Genomic DNA, 26,534 nt, shown 5'->3' with positions numbered 1-26,534 from the left:
TGGAACCGACTACGATCAGATAATGGCAATCCTCCAAAAGCTGAAGTCCCTGTTGGGGTTCGACGAGTCGGACTCGGAGCGCGGGGGCGCTCGAGAGGTCGGGGTAACGGTCGAGCGGGAACGATCGAACGACGACGCCGGGAGCGACGCGGGCGCGGCGGACGAAGGGGCCGCCGAGCCGCCCCAGTCGGCCGCGACCGGCTCGACGGCGGCGGCGTCGACGGAGTCGCTGACGGACGAGCCCGATCGCCCGGAGGAGGCCGCCGAAGCGGCGGAGGCGACCGGGCCGGAGACCGAGGACGCGGCACCGACGACCGAGAAAACGGCCGAACCCGGGTCGCCCGTCGAGGAGGCCGAACCCGACGCCGACGCGGCGGCCGAGTCCGAGTCGACGGAACCCGAGCCCGAAACCGCAGCCGAGACCGACGACGCCGAAGACGAGGAGGACACGGCGGTCGAAGCCGACGCCGCGGACGAAAGCGCCGCCGAACCCGCGCTCGAGGAGTCGGTCGCCGAAGCGGAGACCGACGACGAAGTTGACGACGCCGAACCCGACGCCGAGCCCGAACCGGAAAATCAGGAGCCGGTCGACTCCATCAAGGGGATCGGCCCGGCCTACGCAGACCGGCTGGCCGGCGCGGGCGTCGAGACCGTCGGCGAACTCGCCGTCGCCGACGCCGCCGACCTGGCCGAGCAGACCGACATCTCCGAGAAGCGCATTCAGGGCTGGATCGACCGCGCCGAAGTCAGGTAACGACCCCACGGATCTCTCACTCTCTCGCCGTCTCGAGGCGCTGTCTCTCCCCGTTCTCCGAGCCGACCCAGTTTTGCCGGTCGACCCCGCCGACCGGCGGCCCGTGACCGCCGGCGTCCCCGCCCGCGTTCGACGGTCGGCCGACTGCCGAATCGCAAGAGGATTATCGATCCGTTCCGTTCCGTGCCACATGAGCGACCCGCGCGTCGTCACGACGCTCGACTCGTTTCGCGCCGCCGCTCGGGACCCCGAGCCCGGCGCGTCGACCCCCCGTGACGCCCCGGCGACGCGCTCCGGACGCCGCGTTCCCGTCGAAGTGCGACTCACCGTCGACGACCCCTTTGCCGCCTACCGTCGCGCCCGCGACGGCGAGGGCGACGCCTTCCTCGAGACGACCGGCGGCCAGCCCGGCTGGGGCTACTTCGGCGTCGATCCGGTCGACCGGCTCACCGTCGGCCCCGACGCGGTGTCACGAGCCGAGGGTGATTCGCCGACGCTGGCCGCCCTCGAGGGCCTGCTCGCCGCCGACGGACTGGCGCGGGGCGACTGCGACGTCCCCTACCCCTGCGGGGCCGTCGGCTGGCTCTCCTACGACGTCGCCCGCGAACTCGAGACCCTCCCCGAGTCGGCCGTCGACGACCGGGGGCTGCCGCGGCTCGAGGCCGCGGTCTACGACCGGCTGGCGGCGTGGGAGGCACCGGTCGACGGCGAGACGACGCTGCGGATCACGGCCTGCCCGCGAGTCGGGACCGGCGACGCGGACGAAGCGCCGGCCGACGACGCCATCGAGCCCGCCTACGAACGCGGCCGCGAGCGGGCGCTCGACCTCGCCGAGCGGATTCTCGAGGGCGATCCGACGGTCGGCGACCCGCCGGTCTCGAGCCCCGAAGCGACCTTCGAGAGCGACTGCGGCCGTGAGGCCTTCGCCGACCGCGTGCGCCGGGTCAAGGCGTCCGTCCGCGACGGCGACACCTTCCAGGCGAATATCTCCCAGCGGCTGGTCGCGCCCGCCGCGGTCCACCCCGTCGCCGCCTACGACGCCCTGCGGCGGGTCAATCCCGCGCCGTACTCCTGTCTGCTCGAGTTCCGGGCGGCCGATCTGGTCAGTGCGAGTCCCGAACTACTCTTGGAGCGCGACGACGAGTTCGTCCGGACCGAGCCGATCGCGGGCACCCGGCCCCGCGGCGAGACGCCGGCCGAGGACGACGCGCTCGAGGCCGACCTGCTGGACGACGAGAAAGAGCGGGCCGAACACGCGATGTTGGTCGATTTAGAGCGCAACGACCTCGGGAAGGTCTGTGCGTACGGCTCCGTCGACGTGGCGGAGTACCGCCGGATCGACCGCTACTCGGAGGTGATGCATCTCGTCTCGAACGTCACGGGCAGACTCCGGCCCGACGCCACGCTCTCGGACGCCATCGGGGCGGTCTTCCCCGGCGGGACGATCACCGGCGCGCCCAAACCCCGGACCATGGCGATCATCGACGAGCTCGAGGCGACCCGGCGGGGTCCCTACACCGGCAGCGTCGGAATCTTCGGGTTCGACGGCCGCGCCACACTCGACATCGTCATCCGGACGCTGGTCCGGCAGGCCGACGAGTACCACCTCCGGGTGGGTGCGGGGATCGTCCACGACTCCGACCCCGAACGCGAGTACGACGAGACGCTGGCCAAGGCCCGCGCGCTCATCACGGCCGTCGACGAAGCGCTGGGCGAACGGGCTGAGCTGGACCTCGAGGACGAGAGCGACGAAGCGAACCCGGAGACGGCCGGCAGGGGTGAGCAGGGTGACTGAGTCGCGGACCCGCGTCCTCGTCGTGGACAACTACGACTCGTTCGCGTACAATCTGGTCCAATACGTGGGCGAACTCGCGGACGACGTCGTGGTCCGCCGGAACGACGAGATCGATCTCTCGGGGGTTCGGGCCCTCGAGCCGACGGGGATCGTCGTCTCGCCGGGCCCCGGAACGCCCGAGGAGGCGGGGATCTCGATACCGCTGTTCTCCGAGACCGAGTACCCGATTCTGGGGGTCTGTCTGGGCCATCAGGCGCTGTGTGCGGCCAACGGTGCGCCGGTGGGCCACGCCCCCGAGGTCGTCCACGGGAAGCCGTCGACGATCACCCACGACGGGACGGGACTCTTCGACGGGCTGCCCGAGACGTTTCGGGTCGGCCGGTATCACTCGCTGTCGGTGGAGCGCGCTGGCCTGCCGGACACGCTCGAGGAGACCGCCCGAACGACCGACGAGCGCGGCGTTTTGATGGCGGTCCGCCACCGCGAGAAGCCCCAGTTCGGGGTGCAGTTCCACCCCGAAAGCATCCTCACGCGGGCGGATCCGGGCGCGGCCGGCGAGGACGGGAGCGGCGAAGAGATCTCGCTCGAGGTGGGCAAACAGCTGATCGCGAACTTCTGTCGGCTCGCCGCCCGCGCCGACGCGTGATCGAGCCGCTCGAGCGGTCTCAGCGATCCCGTTCGATCACCGTGACCGCGTCGGGGTCGGGACCCACCACGACGCGGTAGCCCGCGTACTCGAAGCGGACGGTAGCGGTCGGGTTCGACTCGAGGACGGCGGCAAGCGCCTCGGTGTCGACCGCCTCGGAGAGGGGCGGCAGGCCCGTCACCGCACGATCCTCACGGGCCGCAATATACGTGAGTGCCGTGGCGAGTGCTGGGTGCATGGGGATCGGTGGGGCGCTCGAGGAGCGTGAGTTCGAACGTCGTCTCGCAGTCCGGACACGTGGTCGGACCGTCGGTCGGTACGATACGGTTGTCAGTTCCACAGTCGCAGTGGATGGTGATGCTCGAGACCATAGGTCGTTCTGTGTGTCCCCGAGACGGCGGTTCACAACCCAGCGAGGGAGTCGGCGACGGGCGCGACCGGTCGGCGGACGTCGGCAGGTCTTTATTTCGCCAACGTCAATGGTGGATTGCTCCCGCGACGCGGGGGCGATAGTTGAGCCGGAGTGCTAGCTTGGTGGCAGGACTCCGGCTCAGCGCACTTTCGTGCGCGTCTGTGCGTTACGCAATCTATCCTAAAGAATGTTAGGATATTTACTGGTTGAGTGTGTGGTTGGTGACTCGAGAGATAGGGTTGCGGCCGCGGTTCGTCCGTACTATCTGCAAAATGGAGTGCCCCTAAGGGGGCAGGGCAATTGCGCGGCGCGCAGAGCGCGCGCCGCGCTAGCGAAAATTGGACAGGACGATACTGGACGTTGCAGAGACGCTACCCCGCTGGTAGGCCGTGGCAAGACCTCGATAACCCCGCTTGTCAGATACGCTTACGGGGTTTTATCCGTGATGCCAAGGCCAGAATTACCGTCATGCGCCAACCTCAAGATGACCTGTTGATTGTTTTAGCCCTGGTTGAACTTGCACGACAGCATAAGCGAACTCCAACGGAAGCTTATGCAAACGACCTTGCTGCCGAGATCGCTAACCAGCATGGACTGACTACAGCTGAAGCAATTCAGTAATTCGAGGGAAGGAGTAGGATCAGTGTTGAGATGGAAATTGAGGCTAAGGTCAAATGATAATGGTTCGATTATTAGAATCTCTGTATACTCTTTTCATTTATATACTTTGACAAAAGAATCATATCTGATCGTCAATATCCAATATATATGGCAGAACCCACTTTTTCTAATGTGCGCGAATATGTTGCGAATAGATTAGACAAAGCAAGTATTGATCCAAGAGAATCACCTGAAGACGCGTTTAACGTGATGATTGATGCATGCAACGATTATATTGTTAGTGCCAATCATGCTAAAATTGAGGACCATGAATACCACTATATTACTTCTATAAGAATAGCGGATATGGTGAATGCCAGCCACAGAATGTATTTAGAACAAGTTAGCGAAATAGCGTCTGAAGCTGAACAGTTTTCGGTTTCCAAGGATGCTGTAATGGGGTTTGCAGAACGATCGGGGAGATATACTATTGGAAATACAGTCACACTTATATATTCGATGGCGTATGAGCTAATATATGATATGTTAGGTAAACTGGTGAGGAAGTTAGTTGATGACGATTTACCCGATTCAGGAAAGAATGCTATCGTTTCACAGATCGGGTCCTACGAGGGCCGGGCAGAGACATTGGTTGCATGCGATATAGTCGATTCAGATAGATTAGATGATATTAAGCATGTAGCAGATGTACGAGCGGCGTTAGTACACGATGTAGAGGAACGTTTTACACTATCTGTCCTTGATGACCTAAACAAAATAAATATACTATCAGAATTGATAAATGATCTTTACAATATGGTTTATACTATACCGATTTTCAAATATCATGACGACCTTGAGCTTGAGGACCTAATTGATAATCAGTAATTTGCTATTCAGACCACATTCTCTGATCCACCCCCTGGGGTTGCACATCGAAGAAACTGATCTCCGAATATGCACACGAGTTGCGACTCGTCGTGTGCATATCAACCGATGATCGCCTCGAGAGAACAGTCGGTTCTCAGATCGGGTGATGAAAAGTCCCCCTCAGGGCCGCATAGGTTACTCGAGAACGTAAAAAACGACGACGTGGAGGTTCGTGTGTACGAACACAAGAAGCCGAACGACAGGCGGATCGAGGGCGTATCGATGGACGAAGTCGGCGCGCTCGAGCCACAGCCAGCAGTTTCATACACCTCCGAGTGCCACGACGAGACGATCGCACCGCCATGACCGACGACCCCATCTACCACGTCGACGGCGACCTCGAGCCCGCCAGCGAGGCGACCGTCAGCGTCGACGACCGGGGCTTTCGGTACGGCGACGCCGCCTTCGAGACGCTGCGGGCCTACGGCGGGCGGATTTTCGCGTGGGACGCCCACCGCGAGCGCCTCGAGCGGACCTGCGAGGCGCTCTCGCTCGAACACGGGCTCGCCGCCACCGACCTCCGGGAACGGATCGACGAGACGCTGGCGGCCAACGACCTCGCGGACGCCTACGTCCGGCTGTCGATCACCCGCGGCGTCCAGCCGGGGAAGCTCACGCCCGACCCCGAGGTCGACCCCACCGTCGTCGTCTACGTCAAGCCCCTCCCGCGGGGCGGGCTCGAGGGCGAGCCCGTCTGGGACGGCCCGGCGACCGTCGAAACCGTCGAAACGCGCCGGGTACCCGACGAGTCGATCCCCGCCGCCGCCAAGACTCACAACTACCTGAACGGCATTCTCGCGCGCACGGAACTCGAGCCCGGAAGCGACGAGGCGCTCATGTGCGATCTCGAGGGCCGAGTGACCGAGGGGGCCACGAGCAATCTGTTCTTCGTCCGCAACGGCACGCTCCACACGCCGACGACCGACGGCCCGGTGTTGCCGGGGATCACCCGCGAGATCGTCCTCGAGTTGGCCCGTGAGGCCGGCCTGTCGGTCCGCGAGGGGCGATACGAACCGGACGCGGTCCGCGCGGCCGACGAGGCGTTTCTCACGAACCGAACGTGGGAACTCCGGCCGATCGGGACGCTGGACGGCCACGCGATCGGCGGCGGGTCGGTCACCGACCAGCTCGCGCGGCTGTACGACGAGCGGGTTGAGCGAACCTGTTACGAGTAACGGCGGTCGTCAGCGGTCCCGTCGAATCGCCCACGACAGCGACCAACCGCCGAGGCTGGTCACGCCGAAGGCGATCGCTGCGCGGTGGGTCGGGTCCTCGGTCAGGACCCCGGCGAGCAGATAGATGCCGGCGAACAGCCCGAGCGCGACGGCGGACGCGGCGACGGTCCACAGGACGTCGGTCGACCAGGGCCACTCCTGTGGCCAGTGCGCTTCGTGAATGGACGGCACGATCACACCGAGCAGCATGAGTAGCATGAACCCGCCGGCGAACTCGTCCCAGTACCACGTACTCCCGAGCCCGACCGCCATCGCGATCGGCACCGCGGTCAGCAAAACCGGCAGCGAGCCGGTCCGGAGATCGTCCCTGAACCGCTCGCGAAGGGTGGGTCGATCGGAGGACATCGATAGCTACCGGCTCGAGCCGGACGCACAAAAGTGTGGTTGGTTATCCAAGAGGTCCGCAGTCCTCGGGACCGCCTCGCCGGGACTCGCCGCTCGAGTGCCATCGGAAAACGTGGCTCCACTCCCGCCGAACGGATCGATTCACCGCGGCTCGACCGGCGACGGCCGCTCGGACTCGCCGATCGCCGCCGCTTGCCCGCCGGACTCGGCCGGTGCCTCGACCAGTTCCCGCTCGGTCGCCGACAGCTCGAGGACGAATTCGCTGCCGAAGGCCGATGCGGGCGTCTGGAAGCCGGCCGGGACCCGGCCCCCCTCGAGGACCCGCTGTGCGGCCGCGACCGCCGACTCGGCCGTCAGGGCGTAGGGATTCGGCGTGCGGATCCGGGCCTGTGCCCGTCGGCCGGTCGCCTCGTCGACGACCTCGCCCCAGACGACGGCGCTGCCGGTCGCCAGTTGGCGGTCGTCCGGCCCCTCGAGTCGGGCGTCGATCAGTCGCTTCAGGACTCGCTCGGCGGGGCCGCGCTCGAGGAGCCAGCCCAGCGAGTCGACCGCCGAGAGGGCCCGGTCCGCCCACGACGGCGCGGCGGCGTAGACCTCGATCGATTCGATCCCGGTGCTGTGGGCGGCGGTGACGACGTCGCCCCACGGGATCGTGACGGCGTGTTCGGGGCCGTCGCCGAAGTCGATCTCGCGGCTCCGGAACGCGGTCGGCACCTGAATGAGCCGGCCGTTGCGGCGCACGACGCCGCCGTCGCCGAGGTGTTCGAGCATCGTCCGGGCGGTGCCCCGCGAGAGGCCGCCCCCGCCCTTGATCCCGAGTCGCAATTGGTCGGCGGCCGGTAGCTGCTCGTTGAGAAACGCCGCCAGACAGTCCGAGGGAACGACGTCGAAACCGACGCCGGGCAACAGCGTGATCCCCGCCTCGCGGGCTTGCTCGTCGCGCTGGCGGAGCCGCTCGAAGACCGGGAACTCGCCGGTGATGTCGAGGTAGTCCGTCCCCGTCTCGAGGCAGGCGTCGACCAGCGGGCCGGCCGTCTCGACGAACGGACCGGCACAGTTGAGGACGGCGTCGAAGGGGCGGAGTCGGCGCTCGAGGTCGTCGGCCGCGAGGTCGACGGTCCGGCCCTCGACCCGGAGCGCGTCGGCCTGTTCGGCGACCGCGCGGCCGTCGCGGCCGGCGACGACGGGCGACCCGCCGCGAGCGACCGCCTCGCGTGCGATCAGTCGCCCGGTGTAGCCGTAGGAGCCGTAGACGAGAAGGGAATCCATAGGCGGCGTTTGGCGGAGAGGCGGTTAAAACTCCGTCAGACATATGCACGCTCGTTGTCGAAACGTTCAGGACGGGCGACCGGTAATCGGGGTCCCATGGACGCAGGACGGATCACGACGCTCGCGGACGTGCCCGCCGACTCGACGGTGCTGTTTCGCGTCGCCGACGACGCGGGCGACGAACGGGAGGCGATTCTGGTCAGGACCGACCCCGACGGCGACGATCCCGCCGACGAGGTCGCCTGCTGGCTCAACTACTGTCAACATCTCACGCACATCAAACTGGACAAGGGGTCTGGCGCGCCGATCCGGAACGGCGAACTCGTCTGTGCGAACCACGGCGCGTACTTCGAACCCGACTCCGGCCGCTGTACCTTCGGCCCCTGCGAGGGGGCCTACCTCACCGACCTCGAGGTCACCGTCGCGGACGGCGACGTCTACCTGACCGACGACGACTACGAGTTCGTCGGCCCCGGCCCGCTCGAGACGGACGATTTCGACCGGACGTCGACCTCGAACGTCGAGTTCTAGATGTCGCCGGGGGCGACGAGGTCCCGCTCCTGATCGTACGCGAGCAGGCCGGCGTCGACCAGCCGCGGCAGGTGATCGTGATAGAGCGAGAGATAGACCTCGGTGACCCGCTCGGCCGAGATGTTCGTCACGCTGTGGCCCGTCTCGCGAATGGCGACCTCCTCCGCGGCGTCGGGCAGCGTCACCTCCTCGCCGTAGGTGCGCATGACCCGCAACAGTAGCCGGCGGCGCTGGTCGGCAAGCAGCGCGAACGCGTCGTCGATCGCCTCCGCCGACGCGTCGGGTTCGTCGAGCCATTCGAGGACGGCCTGGACGAACTCGGCGCGATCGGGTTCCGAGTGTGGTGCGGGACTCATATCTGTTCGATGGGCTCGAGTCGAACGGCCGAGACGGTGCCCAGACACGCGGGGGTTCGTCGACCGGGACACGACCGCTCGCTCGAGGGGACTACCGGGTTTGCTCTTGCGCGCTAAATATTAGTGTCGAATCGGAGACGAAATTAGACACCGGCGATGACAGTCCTCGAAGGTGGACTGTCAAGTCACTCGATCGTAAACGTCGGTTCGTCGACGGACTCGCTCTTGCAGTCGGGACACCGCGAGGGGAGGTTCAGCAGGTCGTCGTAGTCGTCGAACCCGCAGTTCCGACACGTCGGCGGGGCGACGAGGAACTGCTCGTCGCCGTCGGCTACCGACTGGGAGACGTGTTCGACGTGGCCCACCACCGCGTGGGGCGTGAGATCGAACTGCGTCGCGAGTTCGCTCGGCGTCGCCGGCTCGGCCCGGAGGGCGTCGGCGAGTTTCTGTCGGGTGGTTTCGTCGGCCTCGCGCATACCGGGGGTAACGGCGGGTGCGCTTTTACCGTTTGCTCTCCGCTCGCCGCCGCGAGTCCGTCCGCGGCCGCCGCTCGCCCGACCCCCATGAAAGGACAACTGACTTAGACCCCGCAGGAGAACACCGCCCTATGAAGGCCGTCGTCCTTGCAGGCGGGTACGCGACTCGGATGTGGCCGATTACCAAACATCGGCCCAAGATGTTCCTCCCGATCGGTGAGTCGACTGTCGTCGATCGCATCTTCGCGGAACTCGAGGCCGACGAGCGAATCGACGAGGTTTACGTCAGCACCAACGAGCGGTTCGCCCCCGACTTCGAGGCCCACTTGGCCGATAGCGAGTTCGACAAGCCCCGACTCTCGGTCGAGGAGACGACCGAGGAAGACGACAAGTTCGGCGTCGTCGGCGCGCTCGCCCAGCTGATCGACCGCGAGAACGTCGACGACGACCTGCTGATCATCGCCGGCGACAACCTGATCAGCTTCGACGTCGCCGACTTCCTCGACGCGTTCGAAGCGCGGGACGCGCCGACGCTGGCCGCCTACGACGTCGGCTCCCGCGAGAAGGCCTCCTCCTACGGCCTGGTCGACCTCGAGGGCGACCGCGTCGTCGACTTTCAGGAGAAACCCGACGACCCGAAGAGTACGCTCGTCTCGATCGCCTGCTACGCCTTTCCCCAGGAGTCGCTCGATCTCCTGCCGACCTACCTCGAGGACGGGAACAACCCCGACGAGCCCGGCTGGTTCGTCCAGTGGCTCCAGAACCGCGAGGCCACCTACGCCTACACCTTCGAGGGCGCGTGGTTCGACATCGGTACGCCCGAGAGCTATCTCGACGCCGTCGCCTGGCACCTCGACGGCGACTCGCTGGTCGCCGACTCCGCGACGCTGGAAGACGCCACGATCGGCGAGAACGTCCACGTCATGGACGACGTGGCCCTCGAGGGGACCGACCTCGAACACACCGTCATCTTCCCCGAGGCGACGGTCCGCGACGGCGACATCCGCCGCTCGATCATCGACCGGGGGACCACCCTCGAGGACCTCGATCTCGCAGGGGCGCTCATCGGTGCCCACACGACGATCACGAACGGCGGCGCGTAGCGAGGGCCGGCCGTCGATCGCGGGAATCGGGCGATACACCTATGGGCATGCCGTGTGTCACCCGTGACCAACGGACATGAGTGTCGACGAGACGGCCCGGGCGGCCCTCGAGTCCCGCGCCGACGGCGTGCCGGCCGCGGACCTCGCGGCCGCGTTCCTCGAGTTCCGGCGCTGGACCGGCTCGGACCCGCTACTGCTCGTCGCCGAGGCCGCCGCGGCCGCGACCGGCCAGGGTTTTCTCGACGGGGTCAAGCCGGCCGTCGAGCGGTTTCGCGACGCGTTCGTCGCGACCGGTCGCGTCACGTCCTTTTCGGACCTCGCCGCCCTCGAGCGCGATGACGACGACCTCGTGGCGGCCCTCGGTGCCCGGCGCACGCGCGCAGTCTGTTGTGACATCGCGGCCGTCCTCGCCGACTCCCCGGCGGAAGACGACCTCGCGGCGCTGATCGACTGGGCCGAAACCGCGGATCACTACCGCCACGAGTCGGACCCGATCGGGTCGATCGCCGGCGTCGGGCCCGGGACCTTCCAGTACCTGCGACAACTGGCGGGGGTCGATACCCCGCGACCGGATCCGACCCTCGAAAAACTGCTGTCGGCCGTCGACGACGACTGCGAGTCGTCGCCGATCGACACCGCGACGGCGCGCCGGACGATCGCCTCCTGTGAGTGGCTCGCCGTCGTCTCGGGGTATCGCCCGCTCGAGATCGATCGGATCGCGTGGTGGCGAGCGACGGAGCCGGCCGAACGGGAGGCGGTCCTCGAGGCCGCTCGTCCGTAGAAGCGACGGAAGTCCCGCTGAACCCCGTCGAACCGCCGCTACGGACCGGGTGGACCACCTTGTTCCGCTCGGGTTCGCTTCGCTCACCGCTCGCGCAACACTCTGGACCGAAAAGCCGCTCGCTCACGCCGTTCGCTCGCGGAACGATTCCTACTCCAACGTCGCGTCCGTGATTCGCAACCGGCCGCGCGTCCCCTCCCACTCGCGCTCGTACTCGAGGTCGATCCGCCGATCCATATGTGGCCCATCCACGACGAAGGTCTCGAACTCGCCGCCCTCACCCAAGATGTGGACGCCGTACTCCTCGTGCAGCGCCTCGAGGTCCGCGATGGCCTCGCGGTCGAGCGTCCGCCCGAGCCACGACTCGTCCAGCCCGCGGGCCGCGACCTGGATGATCGCGATCTCGAAGCCGGCCTCGAGCATCGCGTCGGCGAGTTCGCGGGGGTCTTCCTGCCAGAGCGGGGCGAACAGTTCACAGCCGAGGCGGTCGCACAGCCCCTGAATGCGGCTCGTCTGGTACTCGCTCTCGACGGCACCGGCGGTGACGCCCGCGATCCCGCCGGGGAGATCGGCGTCGAGGTCCTCGAGGGCGGCCTCGAGCGGTTCGAGTTCGGCGTCGCCCTGCGTCCCGGAGTCGACGGCCGCGTCGGCCGCGAAGTCGTCCGGTTCGACGTCGATCAGTTCGATGCCGATGCTCTCGGCCGCCAGCGTCGCCAGTTCCGTCGCGGGGACGTGATACATATACGAGTCGCCCGCGGGGTGGACGGTCACGAGCCGGTCGACGGGCAGTCCCGCCTCGAGGGCCCGGTACAGCGCCCACGAGGAGTCCTTGCCGCCCGAAAAGAGACTCACCCACGCGCCGTCTGCGTCGCTCATGGTCGGTCGTCGGCCGGCGCGGGTAAATGAATACCGAGTCGGAACGGTCAGCGGTCGCGATCGGCGGGCGAGTCGGCGCCGGCGGCCGCACCGCCGTCGGTGAGTTCGGGATCGCTCCGGTCCGGGACCGCGCCGGAATCGGGGGTTGCGGCCGCGGACTCGCCGTCGGCCGTCGCGCCGTCTTGTGGACCCGCATCGGAGCCGCCGTCGCTCCGTTCGTCCTCGCCGCTCGAGCCACTGAGCGAGGCCGCGATCTGTGCGCCGACGAGGCTAATGACGATCGCGGTGACGACGTAGAGCGCGAGGCGTTCGCCCGCCCCCATCACGAACCGCTCGTTCGAGAAGATGAGGAACTCGTTGGCCGGGACGACAAACGACTCCATCTGACCCTGTTGCTCGAGGAAGTACGCGGAGAACCCGCGGACGACCAGCCCCACCGCGACGACGATGAACGGGAGGTTGAGAAAGGACGTGCGGATGGGCTCGTCGCTGATCGCTTCGTCGAGCAACCGGCCGGCGCTGGCCGTCAACGCGGCCATCGCCAGCCACGGGACGCTGTCGAACGCGAAGCGGGTCGCCGGGATCACCACGCCGGGGGTGTCCTCGAGCCCCGAGACACCGAGCGCGCCCACGAACAGGCCGACGAAGGTCAGCCCGGCCGCGACGACGTAGGTGACGACCGACACCTGCCCGGAGTACAGCGACTCGCGGGTCCCCCGGGCGAGTCTGGTCAGGCGTTCGTCGATGTTGAAGCCCTTGTAGAGCAGGAAGAGGCCGATGACGGTCGTGATCGCGGCCGCGCCCTCCGCCGGCCCGACGGTCGTCGCGAGCAGCGGAAAGACCAGCAGTGTCAGCCCGATCGGGACGAGGATCGTCTGGCGCAGCTCCTCGTCGGCGAGGAACTGCTTGAGCAGGTAGTACGTCGACTCGATGTCCCGTGCCTGGCGGACGACGACCCGGTCGACCGAATCGACCTGCACGCGGCTCTCGACGATCGGAATCAGCCGTTCGTCCTCCGCACTGTCGGTCACGACGACCGCCGAGTCCGGATCGTAGTCCGCGATGAGGTCGTCGAGCTGCTCGGCGACCGCCCGGTCGGCCGACACCATCGACTCGTGGTCCCCCGAGACGACCGCGACGACGACCTCCTCGTTCTCGTCGCGCAAGTCCTGGGCGACCCGCAACGACTCGAGCAGGGTGTTGACTCCCGAGTCCTCCGGATCCGCGAGGCCGACGTCGGTCACGAGCGCGCGAACTGCCTCCCAGCCGACGACCGGCGAGCGCAGGCCGGTCTTGCGGCCCACGTCGTCGGTCCGGTCGAGACAGACGACCAGCGTTGTCACGGTAGCCGATGCATTCTGTGCAACGATAAAACCACTTACTCGTTCGACCGCTCCCGTGGCGGTCTCGACCGGGGGACGGGGACTCGAGCGGGCGACCCCGCGCAGTTAGCTCCGCAGGCGGAACCCGCGGCCGTCGCCGAGGCCGGCGATGCCGGCTCCGAAAGCGTAGGCGACCTTCTGGGCGCCCGCGCCGACGCGGGCCATCAGCGGACGCTCGGGCTCGAATTCCTCGACGACGACCTCGTCGGTCTCGAGCCGGTCGGCCAGTTCGGTCTCGATCTCCCGGCGGGTGCCGAGGTGGTCGACCAACTCCAGCTCGTGGGCCTGCTCCCCGAGGTAGATCCGCGCCTCGGTGTCGCGGACGAACTCCGGCTCTAAGTCGCGGCCGTCGCTGACCCGTTCGACGAAGGTGTCGTAGTAGTCGTCGATGATCCCCTGCAGGTACTCGCGTTCGTCCTCGTCCATCTCTTTGAGCGCCGTGCCGGCGTCTTTGTACTCGCCGGCGGCGAAGCGCTCGTAGGAGAGGCCGACCTTTTCGGCCAAGTCGCTGGCGTTGACCCGGGAGCCGATGACGCCGATCGAGCCGACGATCGACCCCTCGCGGGCCCAGAGTTCGTCGCAGCCGCTGGCGATCCAGTAGCCGCCGCTGGCACAGACGTCGGTCGCGTAGGCGACGGTCGGCCCGTCGAAGCGTTCGGCGGCCAGACGAATGTCGTCGCTGGGGACGACCTCGCCGCCGGGCGTGTTCAGCTTCAACAGCAACGCGTCGACGCTGTCGTCCTCGTCGGCGCGATCGATCTGGTCGACGACGTCGTCGGCCGGCGTCGCACCCGGGCTCGTCGGCAGGGGCCCACCGCCGCCGTCGCGGCTGATCGGCCCCTCGACGGCGACTTCGGCGACGTCGTAGCTCGGGTACAGCGAGCCGGCGATGTTGCTCGTGAATCGCAGCCCCACGAGGACGGCGGCGATCGCGAACAGCACGCCGAACAGGTCCGTCAGCGTCTGCGGATAGACGACGAACAGCGCGACCGCGACCGCCGCGGACGCGAACCCGCCGAGCGCGACCGTCAGGAGTCGCTCGGTCCCGTTACTGACCATCGGTGACACCTCGAGTCATATTGATAGCTGCGTGTGCGCTCCGTTAAGCGTTGGTGGTCCAAACTGAAGTACAGTCAGTAACTATAGTAAGAACCGGTACCGATTCAATTTCCATATATTTAGGGTCATAAAGGGTTTATAATAGTTACTATCGGTTAATAGGGTAGAAAATAGCACCCAACAGATTACTTACCATCCATGGTATTTCAGGCCGCAATATGAGAAAAAGAAGAACGGTATTGCGCACGTGTGCATCGGGACTTACTTTGGGCATCGCCGCAGTCGGAAGCGGCGCAGCGCAATCAAACGACGAATGCGATGAGTGTAGTGTTGAAGTGGTCTCGGAAACAGAACAACAGAAGATAGTGGACGTAAGTATTGAAGGTGAGACATACAGATACCGAATTGATAAGAAGAGTACTTCGGTTCACCTCATAGAAGTGAACCCCCGTACCAATATTGGTACTCAACAAGTCGACACTGATCTCGAAATACTCCGAGAAACCGATCCTTGGGGAGACACTATCGGTGAATACTCATTTCCTAACGTCAAAAAATACGAAGTCGGAGTTGCAGCAGTCGCAGGAGAAGATATTGGACAGGCAGCTGGGGGTGCAATTGGGGGTGTAATCTGTGCGGCTCTCCCCGGTGCAGGGTGGGGTGCAGCAGGAGTCTGTGGGGCCGCTGGGAGCGTTCTCATAGACTTCGATACGGCCGGGGACGAATTCACCGTGGGCCTTTGGGACGAAGCCAGCGACGGTCCAGTCGGTACCCCCCAAATTCGTATTGGTACTGCAGCAGGTCATGAATATTCGCATGAAGATCTCGAGGAAGCAGAGAGCGTTCCGGGATATCTCGCACTCGCCGACCCTAGTCCATAAGTCAGGGCTGAAATTAGATGACAAACCACAGACCACAGACAAGAACTACGTTCATTATGATTTTATCGGGGGTGGTGGCAACGGGGCTATATACGATCGCTACGGGGCAGGTAGTCGAAGTGGTGACGCCACTGCCTTACTTACTCGTCGCGGCCGCGCTCGGAACTCTCGGCGCTCTTATCGAGTATACACGGGAGAGTACGATCCTGAAAGCAATATGGGCAGTCGTAGCCGGCGGGACGATAGGCGTACTCATTTCCGATGAAACATGGTCCGAACTCCTTTTTGCGTTCTTTTTCGGCGGTCTACTCGTCATGACTACGCTGTACGTGTTCGACGTACGGCGCTCGAACTCGTCTCCGAGTACGACTGACTCCTGAGACTCCCGCTTCGCGATCTATTTTACTGTGAACTCGAGTCAGTTACGAATTCCGTAATTCGGAGTGTGATGTGTTGCTGGTCTGGGACGGTTACATCGACGTTTCGCGCTGGCAACGTGTCGGTCACCGCGTCCCGTCGTCCGAACTCCCTGACTGCGGTCCGGTTGGGCCGCCGTCGGTCTGTGCCGGCTCCGATGCCGGGCGGTCGATCGTCGGCGTCGCGCCGGTCGGCTCCGTCCCGTCGTCCCCCGTCTCGGCCGTCGCCGACCGATCCCCCAGCCACGTCCGCACGAGGTTGACGCCGTCCTGCACGAACGGCACCGGGTCGTCGGCGACGGCGTAATCGAACCGTGGGTGAGCGACGAGCGACGTCGCAACCTCGCGGACGGCGGCCCCGAGCGATGGCCGCTCGACCAGCGGATACTCCTCGGTGGCGACGCTGTGTACGTAGCTGAGTTCGCCCCGCAACAGATGGCCGCCCATCCCGACCTCGTAGGTCGGCTCCGACGTGATCGGCTCGCCGGTCGCCAGCTGCCAGTAGTAGGCGGGAAAGTCCGCGCCCGCCCGGACCGAGAACGGCAGCGAGGACCAGAACCGCGGGTTGATCTCCATCAGCTTGAACTCGCCGTCGGACGGGTCCCGCAGGAACTCCACCATCGCGAGCCCGTGCCACTCGAGTTCGTCGAGCAGTGCCCGCCCCGCGTCCTCGAGTTCCGGGATGAAGACCGATTCCCGGTAGGCGCTGGGTCCGCCACAGTACTTCCAGCCTCGTCGCTGGCAGTGCTGGAAGGTCGCGACCGGGTCCCCGTGATCGTACAGCGCGAAGAAGCCGTACTCCGGCGAGTCCGGGATCCGTTCTTGGACCAGCGGCACGTGGCCTCGCGTGTCGATCTCGGCCTGCCGGTCCGGTTCCGTTCCCGGAGGCTGGTACTCGGTCGAGCCGATCGTCGCGTGTGCCGCGCTCGAGCCGAGGTAGGCCGGTGCCGCGACGGTGTAGCGCGGTTTGACGATCGTCTCGCGGCCCCAGTCGTCCCACTCGTCGAGGAGGGCGGTCTCGGGGGCCGCGACGCCGGCCGCGTCGGCGGCGGCGAAGAGGTCGACCCGGTCCTGGACGCGCCGGAGCGTCTCGAACGCCGGCCACGGGGTCGCGACGGCCGTTGCGAACTCGTCCCTGCGGTTCGCGAGGACGTAGACGTCTTCCTCGCGGACCGGGACGATCGTCTCGATATCGGTCCGTTCGGCGAGCGAGCGGAGGGCGTCGCCGTACGCGGCGAGGTCGGTCTCGGGGTCGGGCAGCCCCACGAACTCGTCGCGATAGGCCGACGTCGCCGCCGGCGTCGATCGCGACTCGGAACCCACGACGGTCCGAACGCCGCGCGGTCGAAGCGAGCGGCAACAGGCGACCGTACTCGGGGCGGCGATTCCCGGCACGAGAACGCTCGCGTCCTCCCTGTGACGTTGCATGAGCAGCGACTGAGGACGGCCGGTTCCATTGTTATAGATCGGGTACAGCGGCGGGACGACGACACCACCGGCCCGGCTCCCGACCGGTGGCTGTAGGCGCGGGCTACCCACGGCCGGCACCGAGACGCCAGTGCGACCGGCCGCCACGAGTCGAACCCGTCGATTCCGGCGGCCGACAACGGATAGCAGACGCTAGGACGGCGCTACAGGACACGTATGTCACTCCTATCGATCGGACACCGGACCGGCCGGTCGCGGGTGAGACGAGCCGCCGGCCGACGAGGCGGGAGCTGACGGGGACGAGTCGGCCGGTTGAGACACGGTCACGGTCCCGCCGCGCTCGAGCGACCGGAGCCGATCCCGGAGCGACTGTCGGCCCGCCAGCGCCGTCGCTGGACGGACTCGAGAACCCCGAAGACTCGGGGGAGAAAAACCGCGGGGTAGACGGAATCGACTTAGAGCAGTCCCGTCTTCTGGAGCTTCATCAGGTCCTCGGTGTCGAGGGTTTCGCCTTCCTTGAACTTCTGGTAGATCTCCTCGGCCTCCTCTTTGGCCTCCTCTTTCTTCTTGTCGCGCTCGGACTTGCGCTCTTCTTCCTCTTTCTTGTCCAGTTCGCGCAGGCGCTTCTGGACGCGGACGAAGTCCTCGTGGTGGCGGTCAGCGGCCTCCTGGGCCTCGACGAACTTCTCGTGCATCTCGTCGGCCTCGTCACGGATGTCGTCGGCCTCCCGATAAGCCTCGATCATCTGGTTGTGATGTTCCTGAGCCTTGTCGGCGAGTTCCGTGACCTTCTGGTGGTGCTGGGAGGCTTCCGATCGCACTTCCTCGGCTTCCTCGACGAGTTCCTCTAAGTCCTCGTTCTGATCGAGTTTCTGCTTGCGCTCCTCGTACTCCTCGCGCTTGCTCTCGATCTTCTCGATGAGTTCCTGCTCTTCCTCGCTCGAGAGGACCTCGGTCTGCTGTTTGAACTCGAGGTCTTCGATCTCCTCTTCGAGTTCCTCGAGGTCCTTGCCCTCGTCGAGCTCCATATCCGATTTGAGCTGCTCGACCTTGTCGAACAGTTCGTTGGCCTCGGCGTTGAGCTCGTTGCGGCTTTCCTTGTGTTCCTGGACCTGCTCGTTGAGTTCGTCGCGTTTCTCGCGATGCTCCTGGGCTTCGTCGACCTTCTCGCGAGTCTTCGCGTTAAGGTCGTCGCGTTTGGAAGCCCGGTCAGAAGCCATCTGGTTCAGCTCGTTGCGCCGGTCTCGCAGTTGACCGGCCATCTTGATGAGCTGTCCTTTCGATTTGTTTTCTAGGTCGTCCTCTGTCAGTTCGATGTTCTTCGATTCGTCTACCATGTTAGTCAAACCTCTGTGCCATACCCGCACCGGGAAACCGACCGGCCGGCCGTCCGAGCCGATCGCCGGCGATTCGGCGATCGGTTCGGCAGTAGCCAACCAGTCGTTCGAAGCGACTGCTCACGATCTGCGAAACCTCGGTGAATAAGATTTCCTGTCATCGATCGTCGAGCGATACGCGCCCCGGTGGCGTTCTGGTGACTGGTACTATTGTCGCCTCTAATTTAAAGCTACCGGTACCCCAACCCCTGAAAACGGTTCGCAGGGGCCTCGTCTCGCCCCGTTAGGCCGTGACATGGAGAGCCGAACGTAGTTATAAATAGTACCGGTTACGGACCGTCCGCCCGTCGACGGCGACCTCGAGGTCGACCCGATCCGCGTCGGGCGGAATCCGGGCGGTCCCGGCACTCGTCGTCTCGAGGGGGTCGACGTCTACCGTCGTCGCGGCCGTCTCCTCGCCCGCCCGCCAGCCGACGGTCGCCTCGACGGCCTCGTGGCTGTCGTTACAGAGCGTGATCCCGGCGGTCCCTGGCGTCGGCGGCCCGTCGAGGACGGCCTGAATCGGCTCGTAGGACTGCGCGATCCCCTCGGCGGCCCGCTTCGGATCCCCGTCGACGGTGTGAACGCCCATGCCGCCGCCCGGTCCGGGGTCGCGAAGCGTCGACGCCGCGAGGACGCCACACTCCCGCCGGCGGAGCGTCTCGGCGACCGTTTTCAGGATCCGTGCCTGCTCGCGCTGTGAGTCCGCGGCGTCGGCCCCGCCGGCGAGCAGGGACGGCTCGAGTCCCGCCACTTCCGCCGGGTCGGCCTCATCGGTTGCGAGCGATCCGGCGCCGAACCGGCCGACCGCCTCGCCCAGCGACGGATAGGTCTCGAGCAGCCAGTCGATGTCGGCGGCCGCGAGGTATCGCCAGCCGGGGAAGAGATGCGCCGCGTCGGGGTCGGTTCCCGGTGGGCCGGCCACCGACACGGCCGGCAGCTCGTCGGGGAGGTTCTCGGCGATTTCGTCCGCCGGTTCCCGGTCGGCCGACGCTCGCCACGCCCGGTACCGGACGGCGAGTTTCGCGAGCAAGCCCTCCCCAAGCGGCTCCGCGTACGGATCGGCCGGCCAGTCCTGAACGCCGTACATCGCGAGGCTGGGGTGGCCGCCGTACGTCTCGGCCAGCGCCGTCGCCAGTTCGGTCCCCCGCTCGACCGGGAGATCGGCCCCGCAGGCCGGCAGGTCCTGCCAGACCAGCACTCCGGCCTCGTCGCAGGCCTCGTAGAACGACCGGGGCGGGACGTGACCGCGCGCCCGGAGCAACGTCGCGTTCGCGTCGACGGCCCGGTCGACGTCCGCGCGGGGATCACCGCCGGGAAGCCGCGTGAACCCGCGGGCCCGAACCCGTCGGCCGTTGACCAGCAGTCCGTCGCCGTCGCGCTCGACGCGGCGCAGTCCGACCGTCCGCTCGAGGGTGTCGCCCTCGAGTTTCGCCCGGACGGTGTAGCGGTCCTGCGGGCCGTACTCGCGGGGCCACCACAGCGAGGGCTCCCTGATCGTGAGCGTCCGCGAGACGGTGGTCCGTTCCCCCGCCTCGGCCCGCACGGGCACCCGTTCCATGGCCGCGCCGCCGCGAAAGCCCTCGGGCCGCAGCGACAGCGTCACCGCGTCGTCGACGGCCGCGCCCGCGTCGACCTCGAGGGTCACGTCGATCGCGGCACCCGCGCCGTCGGGAGCCACGTTTGCGGCCGACGCGGCCCCCTCGCTCGCGTCGCCCGCCGACACCGGTCCCAGTCGCGGACGGGCCTCGAACGCTCGCAGGAACGTCCGGGGACGGGACTCGACCGCGACGCCCCAGCGGATCCCGGGCGTGTCGAACCGGTCGGGGACCGCGTCGGTCGCGTGAATCCCCGCGAACGAGTCGGGGGGCTCGCAGACGACGAGCAGTTCGTTCTCCGGGCGGGGCTCGAACTCGAGGCGGGCCGGGACGAAGGGGACGTTCTGGGTCCCCAGTCGCGTGCCGTTGACCCAAATCTCGGCGCGGCCGTACGCGCCGCGGACCTCGAGCAGCGCCCGTTCGGACGCTTCGTCTCGCGGGTCCGGAACCGTCGTGCGATAGGCGATCGGGCCGTCCGCATCGGCAACGGCCGCAGGGTGGCCGGGCACCGATACCGGTCGCCACCCCTCGACGGTCGGCGGGTCGTCACCGCCGGCGTCGGTGACGACGCCGGCAGTCCACTCGTCGGTCATTACCCCCGAGAGTGAACCCGAGATAAAAATCACTTCCGACGGTTCAGACGGTTTGGTGTACCGATTTCCGGTGCCAACCACAAAGCGGTCGTGGTCGCACCGATACTGACGGCAGGAGACCGTCTCAGAACAGGTTCTCGAGCCGGTCGTCGGCGAACTCCTCGGCGTGGTCTGTCGATTCTTCCTCCTGGGCCTCCTTGGCCTCGCGGGCCCGTTCCATGAACGCCTGGACCCGGTCGGAGCGCTCGGCACCGCCGAGTAACACCAACGCCCCCAGCCGGTCGCTGTCGAGCGGGAAGTCCCCGCCCCGGACCTGCATGCTGCCGGTCTCGTCCTCGAGCCAGCGCCGGGCGCGCTCGACGCCCTTGCGCGGGATGGCGTCGGGCTGGCCGGCGATGACCAACAGCGCGGAGTCGGCCGTGGTGGCGTCGGGCAGGCTCGTCCCGGTCAACAGCGCCTGGCGGGAGACTGTCATGGCGGTGTTGATGTTCTCGGCGCTGTCCTCGCTTGCCACCTCGGTCGCGTAACCCAGCGCCGCGACCCCGCCCGCGCGGAGGGTGTTGATGACCTCGCTCGAGTCCACCACGCTCTCGCCGACGCCCTCGACGGCCTCGCCGGAGGCAAAGAGCAGGCCGACCCGCTTGGCGATCCGGTCGTTGATCGTCTCGAAGGCCCCCTCGACGCTCTCGCCCTGTTCGTGCCAGGCGTCGTTGTCGATCAGCAGCGTCGAGTCGGCCTCCCGCAGCAGCGTCTTCAGCGAGCGGCCGGCGTTGGCCTGATACAGCGCTCCCTCGTTGCGCCCGGGCAACACGCCCAGCGCGTAGACGGGGACGTCGTAGACCTGCTGAAGGTTGTGGACCAACACGGGCGCGCCGCCGCTGCCGGTGCCGCCGCCCAATCCGGCGACGACGACGATCGCTTCGGCGCTCGAGGTCACGCGGCCGTCGAGCGCGCCGAGGACCTGCTGGATGTCGGCCTGCATCACTTCCGTGCCGAGTTCGTTGTCGCCGCCGACGCCGTGGCCGTTGACGCGGTCGGCACCGATCAGCTTCGTGTCGACGAACTCGAGGGACTGGAGGTCGGGTTCCGCGGAGTTGACGGCCAGGGCACCCTGGACGGCTCCGAAGTCCATGTTCGCGTCGAACTTCGCGAGCCGCTCGGTGATCTTCCCACCGGCCTGACCGACCCCGATCAGGGCTACTTTCATATCACTTGCATATGGGAGGGGGCTGTTTAACGTTCCGGTAATTTGAGACGTGGATCGTAGTGCGGCGACCGCGCGACCGATGCGCCCGAGACGGGGGATATCGACGGACCGATCGCCGCAGTTCACAATACATTTGTGGGACATTCCCGTCGGATCCGGTATGTTCCACGAACAGCGGATGACCGTCCCCGATTCGCCCGCCGCGCTCCGGGCCGAGTACGCGGACGACCTCGCGTCGATCGTCGAGGAACGGGGTCCGGCCGAGGCGGCCGCCGAAACCGACCTCGAGCGGGAGCGCCTCGAGGCGGTCGCCGCGGGCGAGCTGCCGGAGCTGACCCTCGAGGAGGCCGCACGGATCCAGTCGCTGGCCGAGGGCGCGCCCGATCCCGAGACGACGAAGACGATGGCGCTGGAACACCTGCTGCTGGGGATGTCGACGGCGGTACTCGACGTCGACGCCGTCGAGAGCGAACTCGAGATCGACCTCGACGCCAAGGAGATCCAACAGAAGATCGAGAGCCGCGCGCCGATGTCGTTCGAGGAGTTCGTCCACGTCCAGTACGTGATCGCGGACGGCGCGCCGTAGCGCGGGACGCGATCGTGGGCAGTGATACCACGCCCCGTGATTTATCCTCCTCGGCGGTGTCTCCCCACCATGTCGAACACGGAACGCGGCGAGGACCGCCGACGGGAGACGGACGAGATTCTGGCGCGCAAACCCGGGACCGAGGCCGTCACCGATCTCGCGGACCGGTATCGAGTGGTCGGTGCCGCGGACCGGGGGACGTACGCGAACTGGCTGACGCCCGTCGCGGAACACTACGTCTGTCACCGCAACGAGACGCTGGACCCCGCGGCCGAGGAGTGGATCGTCGAACTCGGCGGCGCGGTCGAGCGGGCGGCCGACCTCGAGATGGCGGCGATCCGGGAGGAGTATCCGACGGTCGCCGTCGCCCACACGATGGAGTGTGCGGGCAACGGGCGGGGCTACTTCGAGCCCGAGACGGGGAGCGTCCAGTGGGAATACGGGGCCGTCAGCACCGCGTTCTGGACCGGGACCCCGTTGCGGTCGATCCTCGCCGACCACGGCGCGGCGACCGACGACGACATGTGGCTCACCGCGGTCGGCGGCGATCGGCCGGAAGTCGACGGCGAGAACGACCGGTTCGCCCGCTCGATCCCGATGGGGAAGGTACTCGAGGACTGCATTCTCGCGTACGAGGTAAACGGGGAGCCGCTGCCCCCCGAACACGGGCACCCGGTTCGACTGCTCGTCCCCGGCTGGTACGGCGTCAACAGCGTCAAGTGGGTCACCGAACTCCGCGTGACCGAAACCATGGTCCACGGCGAGGAGTGGACGGACCGCGACGGGGAGGACTACACGCAGTGGCAGCAGTCGTCCTATCGCATCCACCCCGAGGGCGTCGACCCCGAGTCGAACGCGACGGTCTCGACGTTCGACACCTGGGACCAACTCGAGTCGGCCGAGATCGACCACCCCTACACCTTCGACCAGAACGTCAAGTCGACGATCGGCGCGCCCGAGGACGGCGCGACCGTCTCGAGCGAGGACGGGCCGATCGCGGTCGTCGGCGTCGCCTGGGCGGGCGACGACGCGGTGACGAGCGTCGAGGTCTCGACCGACGGCGGCGAGGACTGGGCCGAGGCCGAGCGCTTCGGCCCGGACTACGACTGCGCCTGGCGGCTGTTTCGCTACGACTGGGAGCCCGCGCCCGGCAGCTACACGCTCGTCTCGCGGGCGACGGACGAGCGCGGTCGCCGCCAGCCCGTCCGGATCGCCGGTCCGACCGAGGACGCCGACGACGCGTATCCGTGGAACGAGGGCGGCTACGCCGAAAACGCCTGTCTCCCCCACGCGGTCGCGGTCACCGTCGAGTGACACCGGTCGCGCCTCGAGTCCCCGATCGAATATTCGCGGGAATCGGCGCGGAGACGGGAGAAAACCGCTCTCGAGCGGTGAAATTATGTGCGACCGACCGCGAGTCGAGGTATGAAGGTTGCAATCTTGGGCTGTGGACACGTCGGCCTCGAGCTGGGCCGCCAGCTCGCGGCCCGCGGCCACGACCCGATCGGCGTTCGCCGCTCGGCCGAGGGCGTCGAGCGGATCGAGACGGCCGGCTTCGAGGGGGTTCGGGCGGACGTCACCGACCGCGAGGCACTGGCGGCGGTGCCCGACGTCGACGCCGTCGTCTTCGCCGCCAGCAGCGGCGGTCGCGGTGCCGAGGCCGCCCGCGAGGTCTACGTCGAGGGGCTGCGGACCGCGATCGAGGCCGTCGGCGAGCGCGAGGACGCGCCGGATCGGCTGGTCTATACCTCCTCGACGGGCGTTCACGGCGACCACGACGGCGACTGGGTCGACGAGGAGACGCCCCTCGAGCCGACGACGGAGAAGACCGAGGTGCTGGCCGAGGCCGAACGGATCGCCCTCGAACTGCCCCCGGAGTACGGCGTCGAGGGGACCGTCGCGCGCTACGCCGGCCTCTACGGTCCCGGCCGGTATCGGCTCGAGCGCTACCTCGAGGGGCCGGTCACCGAGGGGTATCTCAACATGGTCCACCGCGACGACGCCGCCGGCGCGGTCCGGTACCTGCTCACCGAGGACCTCGCGCGCGGGGAGGTCGTCCAGGTCGTCGACGACGAGCCGGCATCGAAGTGGGCGTTCGCGGACTGGCTGGCCGAGGAGTGCGGCGTCGACCGGCCACCCAAGCAAACGAAGGCCGAGCGGCTCGCGGACGACGATATCAGCGAGGCGGGCCGGCGGCGGATCCTGACGAGCAAGCGCTGTTCGAACGGGAAGCTGCGCGACCTCGGCTACGAGTTCGCGTACCCGACCTTCCGCGAGGGGTACCGCGACGCGATCGAGCGCTATAGTAGCCACTGAAACGATTCACACACTGATCGCAACGCTGTCGTGCGATCAGGTGTGCAATGACTTTCAGTGGCTGCTATATTGCGGGGCCGAGGAGTAACAGCGCGCCGGAATCGGGGGAAAATTCTTGAGGGTTCGATCTGATTTCCGGGTATGAGCTATCGGAGCGCCCCGATCGACGGTGGGGTCGTCGGGGCGACACCGCTCGCGACCGAGTCGATCGGCGACTCGGTGCGCTCCCTCGAGCCGCTCGTTCTCTCCCTGCTGGTGCTTGCCGTCGTCGGGCTCGCCGTCGGCGGCTGGTGGGTCGTGCGGTGGTTCCGGCGGCCGCCGGGCGCACAGTTACAGCGGTTGCTGGCGACCCACGACGAGGTGACGGTGTTGATGCACCCGAACCCGGATCCCGACGCCATGTCGTGTGCGATGGGCGTCGCGGCGATCGCCGACGCAGTCGACACCGACGCCGAACTGCAGTACGCCGGCGAGATCCGCCATCAGGAGAACCGGGCGTTCCGGACCGTTCTCGAGTTGGAGATGGAATCGATCGACGCCAGCTCCCAGCTCGCCGCGGACCCGGTCGTCCTGGTCGATCACAACACGCCGCGTGGCTTCACCGGGGCCCAGACCGTCGAGCCGGTCGCGGTCGTCGACCACCACCCCGGCAACGGTGCCGGCACGAAGTTCACCGACGTCCGGACCGACTACGGCGCGGCCTCGACGATCATCGTCGAGTACTTAGAGGAGATCGGAGCGACGCTGGACGACGGGGAGGGCAGCGGCCCCGACGTATCGCCGGAACTCGCGACCGGGCTACTCTATGGCATCCAGTCGGACACGAACCACCTGACCAACGGCTGCTCGCGGGCCGAGTTCGACGCCTGTGCGACGTTGTTTTCCGGGATCGACGAGGACCTGCTCGATCGGATCGCGAACCCGCAGGTCAGCGACGACGTCCTTCGGGTCAAGGCGACGGCGATCACCGAAAAGCGGATCGAAGGCCCCTTCGCCGTCTGTGACGTCGGCGAGATCGGCAACGTCGACGCGATCCCCCAGGCCGCCGACGAACTCATGCACCTCGAGGGGGTGACGGCCGTCGTCGTCTACGGCGAACACGACGGGACGATCCACCTCTCGGGGCGCTCCCGGGACGACCGGGTCCACATGGGCGAGGCGCTTCGCCACGCCATCAGCGACATTCCGATGGCGAGCGCGGGCGGCCACGCGCGGATGGGCGGCGGCCAGCTCTCGATCGATCACATGAACGGGATCGGCCCCTCCGACGGGATCAGCCGCGAGGAGTTCGAAGAACGTCTTTTTTCCGCGATGGCCGGCGAGCGCTAGTCCTCGAGCAGCGCCCGGACGGCCGCCGGATCGGCCGTGTCGCCCGTCCCGACGAAGTGTGCCGCACAGGCGTTGGCGAGCGACAGCGCCGACTCGAGGGAGTACCCGCGAGCCAGCGCACAGGTCAGCCCGGCCGAGAACCGGTCGCCGGCACCGGTCGTTCGGCGCGGGTCGCCGACGTCGTACATCTCCGCGACGGCGGTCTCGGCCCGCGTCGCGCCGACGGCCGCGTCCGCGCCGTGGGAGACGACGCC

Annotated in this window: 27 protein-coding genes; 14 read left to right on the top strand and 13 right to left on the bottom strand. The window is 66.9% G+C overall.

Annotated features, from left to right (window positions below):
• Nucleotides 1-22: 22 nt before the first annotated feature.
• From ACSBP4_RS09080 to ACSBP4_RS09070, 3 genes are all read left to right on the top strand, one after another.
• Nucleotides 23-754: a helix-hairpin-helix domain-containing protein gene (locus tag ACSBP4_RS09080; RefSeq protein WP_435552021.1), complete on the top strand. Its 732-nt coding sequence runs from the start codon at nt 23-25 to the stop codon at nt 752-754.
• Nucleotides 755-944: 190 nt separating this feature from the next.
• Nucleotides 945-2,549 (top strand): aminodeoxychorismate synthase, component I, encoded by a 1,605-nt coding sequence (gene pabB / locus ACSBP4_RS09075; protein ID WP_435552020.1) that lies wholly within the window; start codon nt 945-947, stop codon nt 2,547-2,549.
• Nucleotides 2,542-3,195, top strand: coding sequence for an anthranilate synthase component II (locus tag ACSBP4_RS09070; protein ID WP_435552019.1), 654 nt, complete (start codon nt 2,542-2,544; stop codon nt 3,193-3,195). The genes pabB and ACSBP4_RS09070 overlap by 8 nt, the downstream gene beginning before the upstream one ends.
• A 19-nt stretch (nt 3,196-3,214) precedes the next feature.
• On the opposite strand, the gene ACSBP4_RS09065 is transcribed toward ACSBP4_RS09070, so the two are convergent.
• A complete protein-coding gene (locus tag ACSBP4_RS09065) occupies nt 3,215-3,433 on the bottom strand; it encodes a HalOD1 output domain-containing protein (protein ID WP_435552018.1) in 219 nt (72 codons plus the stop codon).
• Nucleotides 3,434-4,375: 942 nt separating this feature from the next.
• On the opposite strand from ACSBP4_RS09065, the gene ACSBP4_RS09060 reads away from it, so the two are divergent.
• The 3 genes from ACSBP4_RS09060 (at nt 4,376) to ACSBP4_RS09050 (ending at nt 6,312) form a co-directional block, all read left to right on the top strand.
• The gene (locus ACSBP4_RS09060) at nt 4,376-5,095 is read left to right on the top strand and encodes a hypothetical protein (protein ID WP_435552017.1); all 720 of its coding nucleotides are present in this window, start codon (nt 4,376-4,378) and stop codon (nt 5,093-5,095) included.
• 108 nt (nt 5,096-5,203) lie between these two features.
• The gene (locus ACSBP4_RS09055) at nt 5,204-5,443 is read left to right on the top strand and encodes a hypothetical protein (RefSeq protein ID WP_435552016.1); all 240 of its coding nucleotides are present in this window, start codon (nt 5,204-5,206) and stop codon (nt 5,441-5,443) included.
• Nucleotides 5,440-6,312, top strand: a complete 873-nt coding sequence (locus tag ACSBP4_RS09050; protein WP_435552015.1) for an aminotransferase class IV — start codon at nt 5,440-5,442, stop codon at nt 6,310-6,312. Before ACSBP4_RS09055 ends, ACSBP4_RS09050 begins: the two co-directional genes overlap by 4 nt.
• A 9-nt stretch (nt 6,313-6,321) precedes the next feature.
• Here the strand turns inward: ACSBP4_RS09050 and ACSBP4_RS09045 are convergent, their stop codons facing one another.
• On the bottom strand, nt 6,322-6,717 hold the full coding sequence (locus ACSBP4_RS09045) for a hypothetical protein (RefSeq protein WP_006650105.1): 396 nt from the start codon (nt 6,715-6,717) through the stop codon (nt 6,322-6,324).
• A 141-nt stretch (nt 6,718-6,858) separates the two neighbouring features.
• Nucleotides 6,859-7,986, bottom strand: a complete 1,128-nt coding sequence (locus ACSBP4_RS09040; protein ID WP_435552014.1) for a saccharopine dehydrogenase family protein — start codon at nt 7,984-7,986, stop codon at nt 6,859-6,861.
• Between the two features lie 96 nt (nt 7,987-8,082).
• Here ACSBP4_RS09040 and ACSBP4_RS09035 point away from each other — a divergent pair, with 96 nt between their 5' ends.
• A complete protein-coding gene (locus ACSBP4_RS09035; protein ID WP_435552013.1) occupies nt 8,083-8,517 on the top strand; it encodes a Rieske (2Fe-2S) protein in 435 nt (144 codons plus the stop codon).
• Here the strand turns inward: ACSBP4_RS09035 and ACSBP4_RS09030 are convergent.
• Together ACSBP4_RS09030 and ACSBP4_RS09025 are read right to left on the bottom strand one after the other, a co-directional pair.
• Nucleotides 8,514-8,873 carry a DUF7344 domain-containing protein gene (locus ACSBP4_RS09030; RefSeq protein ID WP_435552012.1) on the bottom strand — a complete coding sequence of 120 codons (360 nt, stop codon included), beginning with the start codon at nt 8,871-8,873 and terminating at the stop codon, nt 8,514-8,516. The genes ACSBP4_RS09035 and ACSBP4_RS09030 overlap by 4 nt on opposite strands.
• A gap of 185 nt (nt 8,874-9,058) precedes the next feature.
• Entirely contained in the window at nt 9,059-9,349 is a 291-nt protein-coding gene (locus ACSBP4_RS09025) for a transcriptional regulator (protein WP_049964997.1), read from the bottom strand.
• A 131-nt stretch (nt 9,350-9,480) separates the two neighbouring features.
• Between ACSBP4_RS09025 and ACSBP4_RS09020 the strand changes: the two genes are divergently transcribed.
• On the top strand, nt 9,481-10,452 hold the full coding sequence (locus ACSBP4_RS09020; RefSeq protein WP_435552011.1) for a sugar phosphate nucleotidyltransferase: 972 nt from the start codon (nt 9,481-9,483) through the stop codon (nt 10,450-10,452).
• Between the two features lie 76 nt (nt 10,453-10,528).
• On the top strand, nt 10,529-11,233 hold the full coding sequence (locus ACSBP4_RS09015; RefSeq protein ID WP_435552010.1) for a hypothetical protein: 705 nt from the start codon (nt 10,529-10,531) through the stop codon (nt 11,231-11,233).
• A gap of 150 nt (nt 11,234-11,383) precedes the next feature.
• On the opposite strand, the gene ACSBP4_RS09010 is transcribed toward ACSBP4_RS09015, so the two are convergent.
• The 3 genes from ACSBP4_RS09010 to sppA all read right to left on the bottom strand — a co-directional run bounded on the left by ACSBP4_RS09010 (nt 11,384) and on the right by sppA (nt 14,550).
• Nucleotides 11,384-12,109 (bottom strand): diphthine--ammonia ligase, encoded by a 726-nt coding sequence (locus ACSBP4_RS09010; RefSeq protein ID WP_435552009.1) that lies wholly within the window; start codon nt 12,107-12,109, stop codon nt 11,384-11,386.
• A gap of 47 nt (nt 12,110-12,156) precedes the next feature.
• Nucleotides 12,157-13,452 (bottom strand): DUF373 family protein, encoded by a 1,296-nt coding sequence (locus ACSBP4_RS09005; protein WP_049965001.1) that lies wholly within the window; start codon nt 13,450-13,452, stop codon nt 12,157-12,159.
• Between the two features lie 105 nt (nt 13,453-13,557).
• A complete protein-coding gene (sppA, locus tag ACSBP4_RS09000; RefSeq protein ID WP_435552008.1) occupies nt 13,558-14,550 on the bottom strand; it encodes a signal peptide peptidase SppA in 993 nt (330 codons plus the stop codon).
• 266 nt (nt 14,551-14,816) lie between these two features.
• Between sppA and ACSBP4_RS08995 the strand changes: the two genes are divergently transcribed.
• Nucleotides 14,817-15,431, top strand: a complete 615-nt coding sequence (locus ACSBP4_RS08995; RefSeq protein ID WP_136396866.1) for a hypothetical protein — start codon at nt 14,817-14,819, stop codon at nt 15,429-15,431.
• Between the two features lie 503 nt (nt 15,432-15,934).
• Here ACSBP4_RS08995 and ACSBP4_RS08990 read toward each other — a convergent pair.
• The 4 genes from ACSBP4_RS08990 to ACSBP4_RS08975 all read right to left on the bottom strand — a co-directional run bounded on the left by ACSBP4_RS08990 (nt 15,935) and on the right by ACSBP4_RS08975 (nt 22,049).
• Nucleotides 15,935-17,275, bottom strand: coding sequence for a carboxylate--amine ligase (locus ACSBP4_RS08990; protein WP_435552007.1), 1,341 nt, complete (start codon nt 17,273-17,275; stop codon nt 15,935-15,937).
• Nucleotides 17,276-17,730: 455 nt separating this feature from the next.
• On the bottom strand, nt 17,731-18,612 hold the full coding sequence (locus ACSBP4_RS08985; protein ID WP_006650092.1) for a coiled-coil protein: 882 nt from the start codon (nt 18,610-18,612) through the stop codon (nt 17,731-17,733).
• A 313-nt stretch (nt 18,613-18,925) separates the two neighbouring features.
• Nucleotides 18,926-20,842 carry a glycoside hydrolase family 2 gene (locus tag ACSBP4_RS08980; protein WP_435552006.1) on the bottom strand — a complete coding sequence of 639 codons (1,917 nt, stop codon included), beginning with the start codon at nt 20,840-20,842 and terminating at the stop codon, nt 18,926-18,928.
• A gap of 124 nt (nt 20,843-20,966) precedes the next feature.
• Nucleotides 20,967-22,049: a tubulin/FtsZ family protein gene (locus ACSBP4_RS08975; protein WP_435552005.1), complete on the bottom strand. Its 1,083-nt coding sequence runs from the start codon at nt 22,047-22,049 to the stop codon at nt 20,967-20,969.
• Nucleotides 22,050-22,209: 160 nt separating this feature from the next.
• Here ACSBP4_RS08975 and ACSBP4_RS08970 point away from each other — a divergent pair, with 160 nt between their 5' ends.
• The 4 genes from ACSBP4_RS08970 (at nt 22,210) to ACSBP4_RS08955 (ending at nt 26,280) form a co-directional block, all read left to right on the top strand.
• A complete protein-coding gene (locus tag ACSBP4_RS08970; protein WP_435552004.1) occupies nt 22,210-22,635 on the top strand; it encodes a DUF5791 family protein in 426 nt (141 codons plus the stop codon).
• 69 nt (nt 22,636-22,704) lie between these two features.
• Nucleotides 22,705-23,949, top strand: a complete 1,245-nt coding sequence (locus tag ACSBP4_RS08965; protein ID WP_435552003.1) for a sulfite oxidase — start codon at nt 22,705-22,707, stop codon at nt 23,947-23,949.
• A 111-nt stretch (nt 23,950-24,060) separates the two neighbouring features.
• On the top strand, nt 24,061-24,951 hold the full coding sequence (locus ACSBP4_RS08960; protein ID WP_435552002.1) for an SDR family oxidoreductase: 891 nt from the start codon (nt 24,061-24,063) through the stop codon (nt 24,949-24,951).
• Between the two features lie 141 nt (nt 24,952-25,092).
• Nucleotides 25,093-26,280 (top strand): DHH family phosphoesterase, encoded by a 1,188-nt coding sequence (locus tag ACSBP4_RS08955; RefSeq protein ID WP_435552001.1) that lies wholly within the window; start codon nt 25,093-25,095, stop codon nt 26,278-26,280.
• Here ACSBP4_RS08955 and ACSBP4_RS08950 read toward each other — a convergent pair.
• Nucleotides 26,277-26,534: PfkB family carbohydrate kinase (locus ACSBP4_RS08950; RefSeq protein WP_435552000.1), on the bottom strand; the 258-nt coding region annotated here is incomplete at its 5' end. The genes ACSBP4_RS08955 and ACSBP4_RS08950 overlap by 4 nt on opposite strands.

The organism is Natrinema sp. CGMCC1.2065, assembly GCF_051225675.1.
Taxonomy (GTDB): domain Archaea; phylum Halobacteriota; class Halobacteria; order Halobacteriales; family Natrialbaceae; genus Natrinema; species Natrinema thermotolerans.
This window is presented reverse-complemented; position numbering and strand designations above follow the sequence as displayed.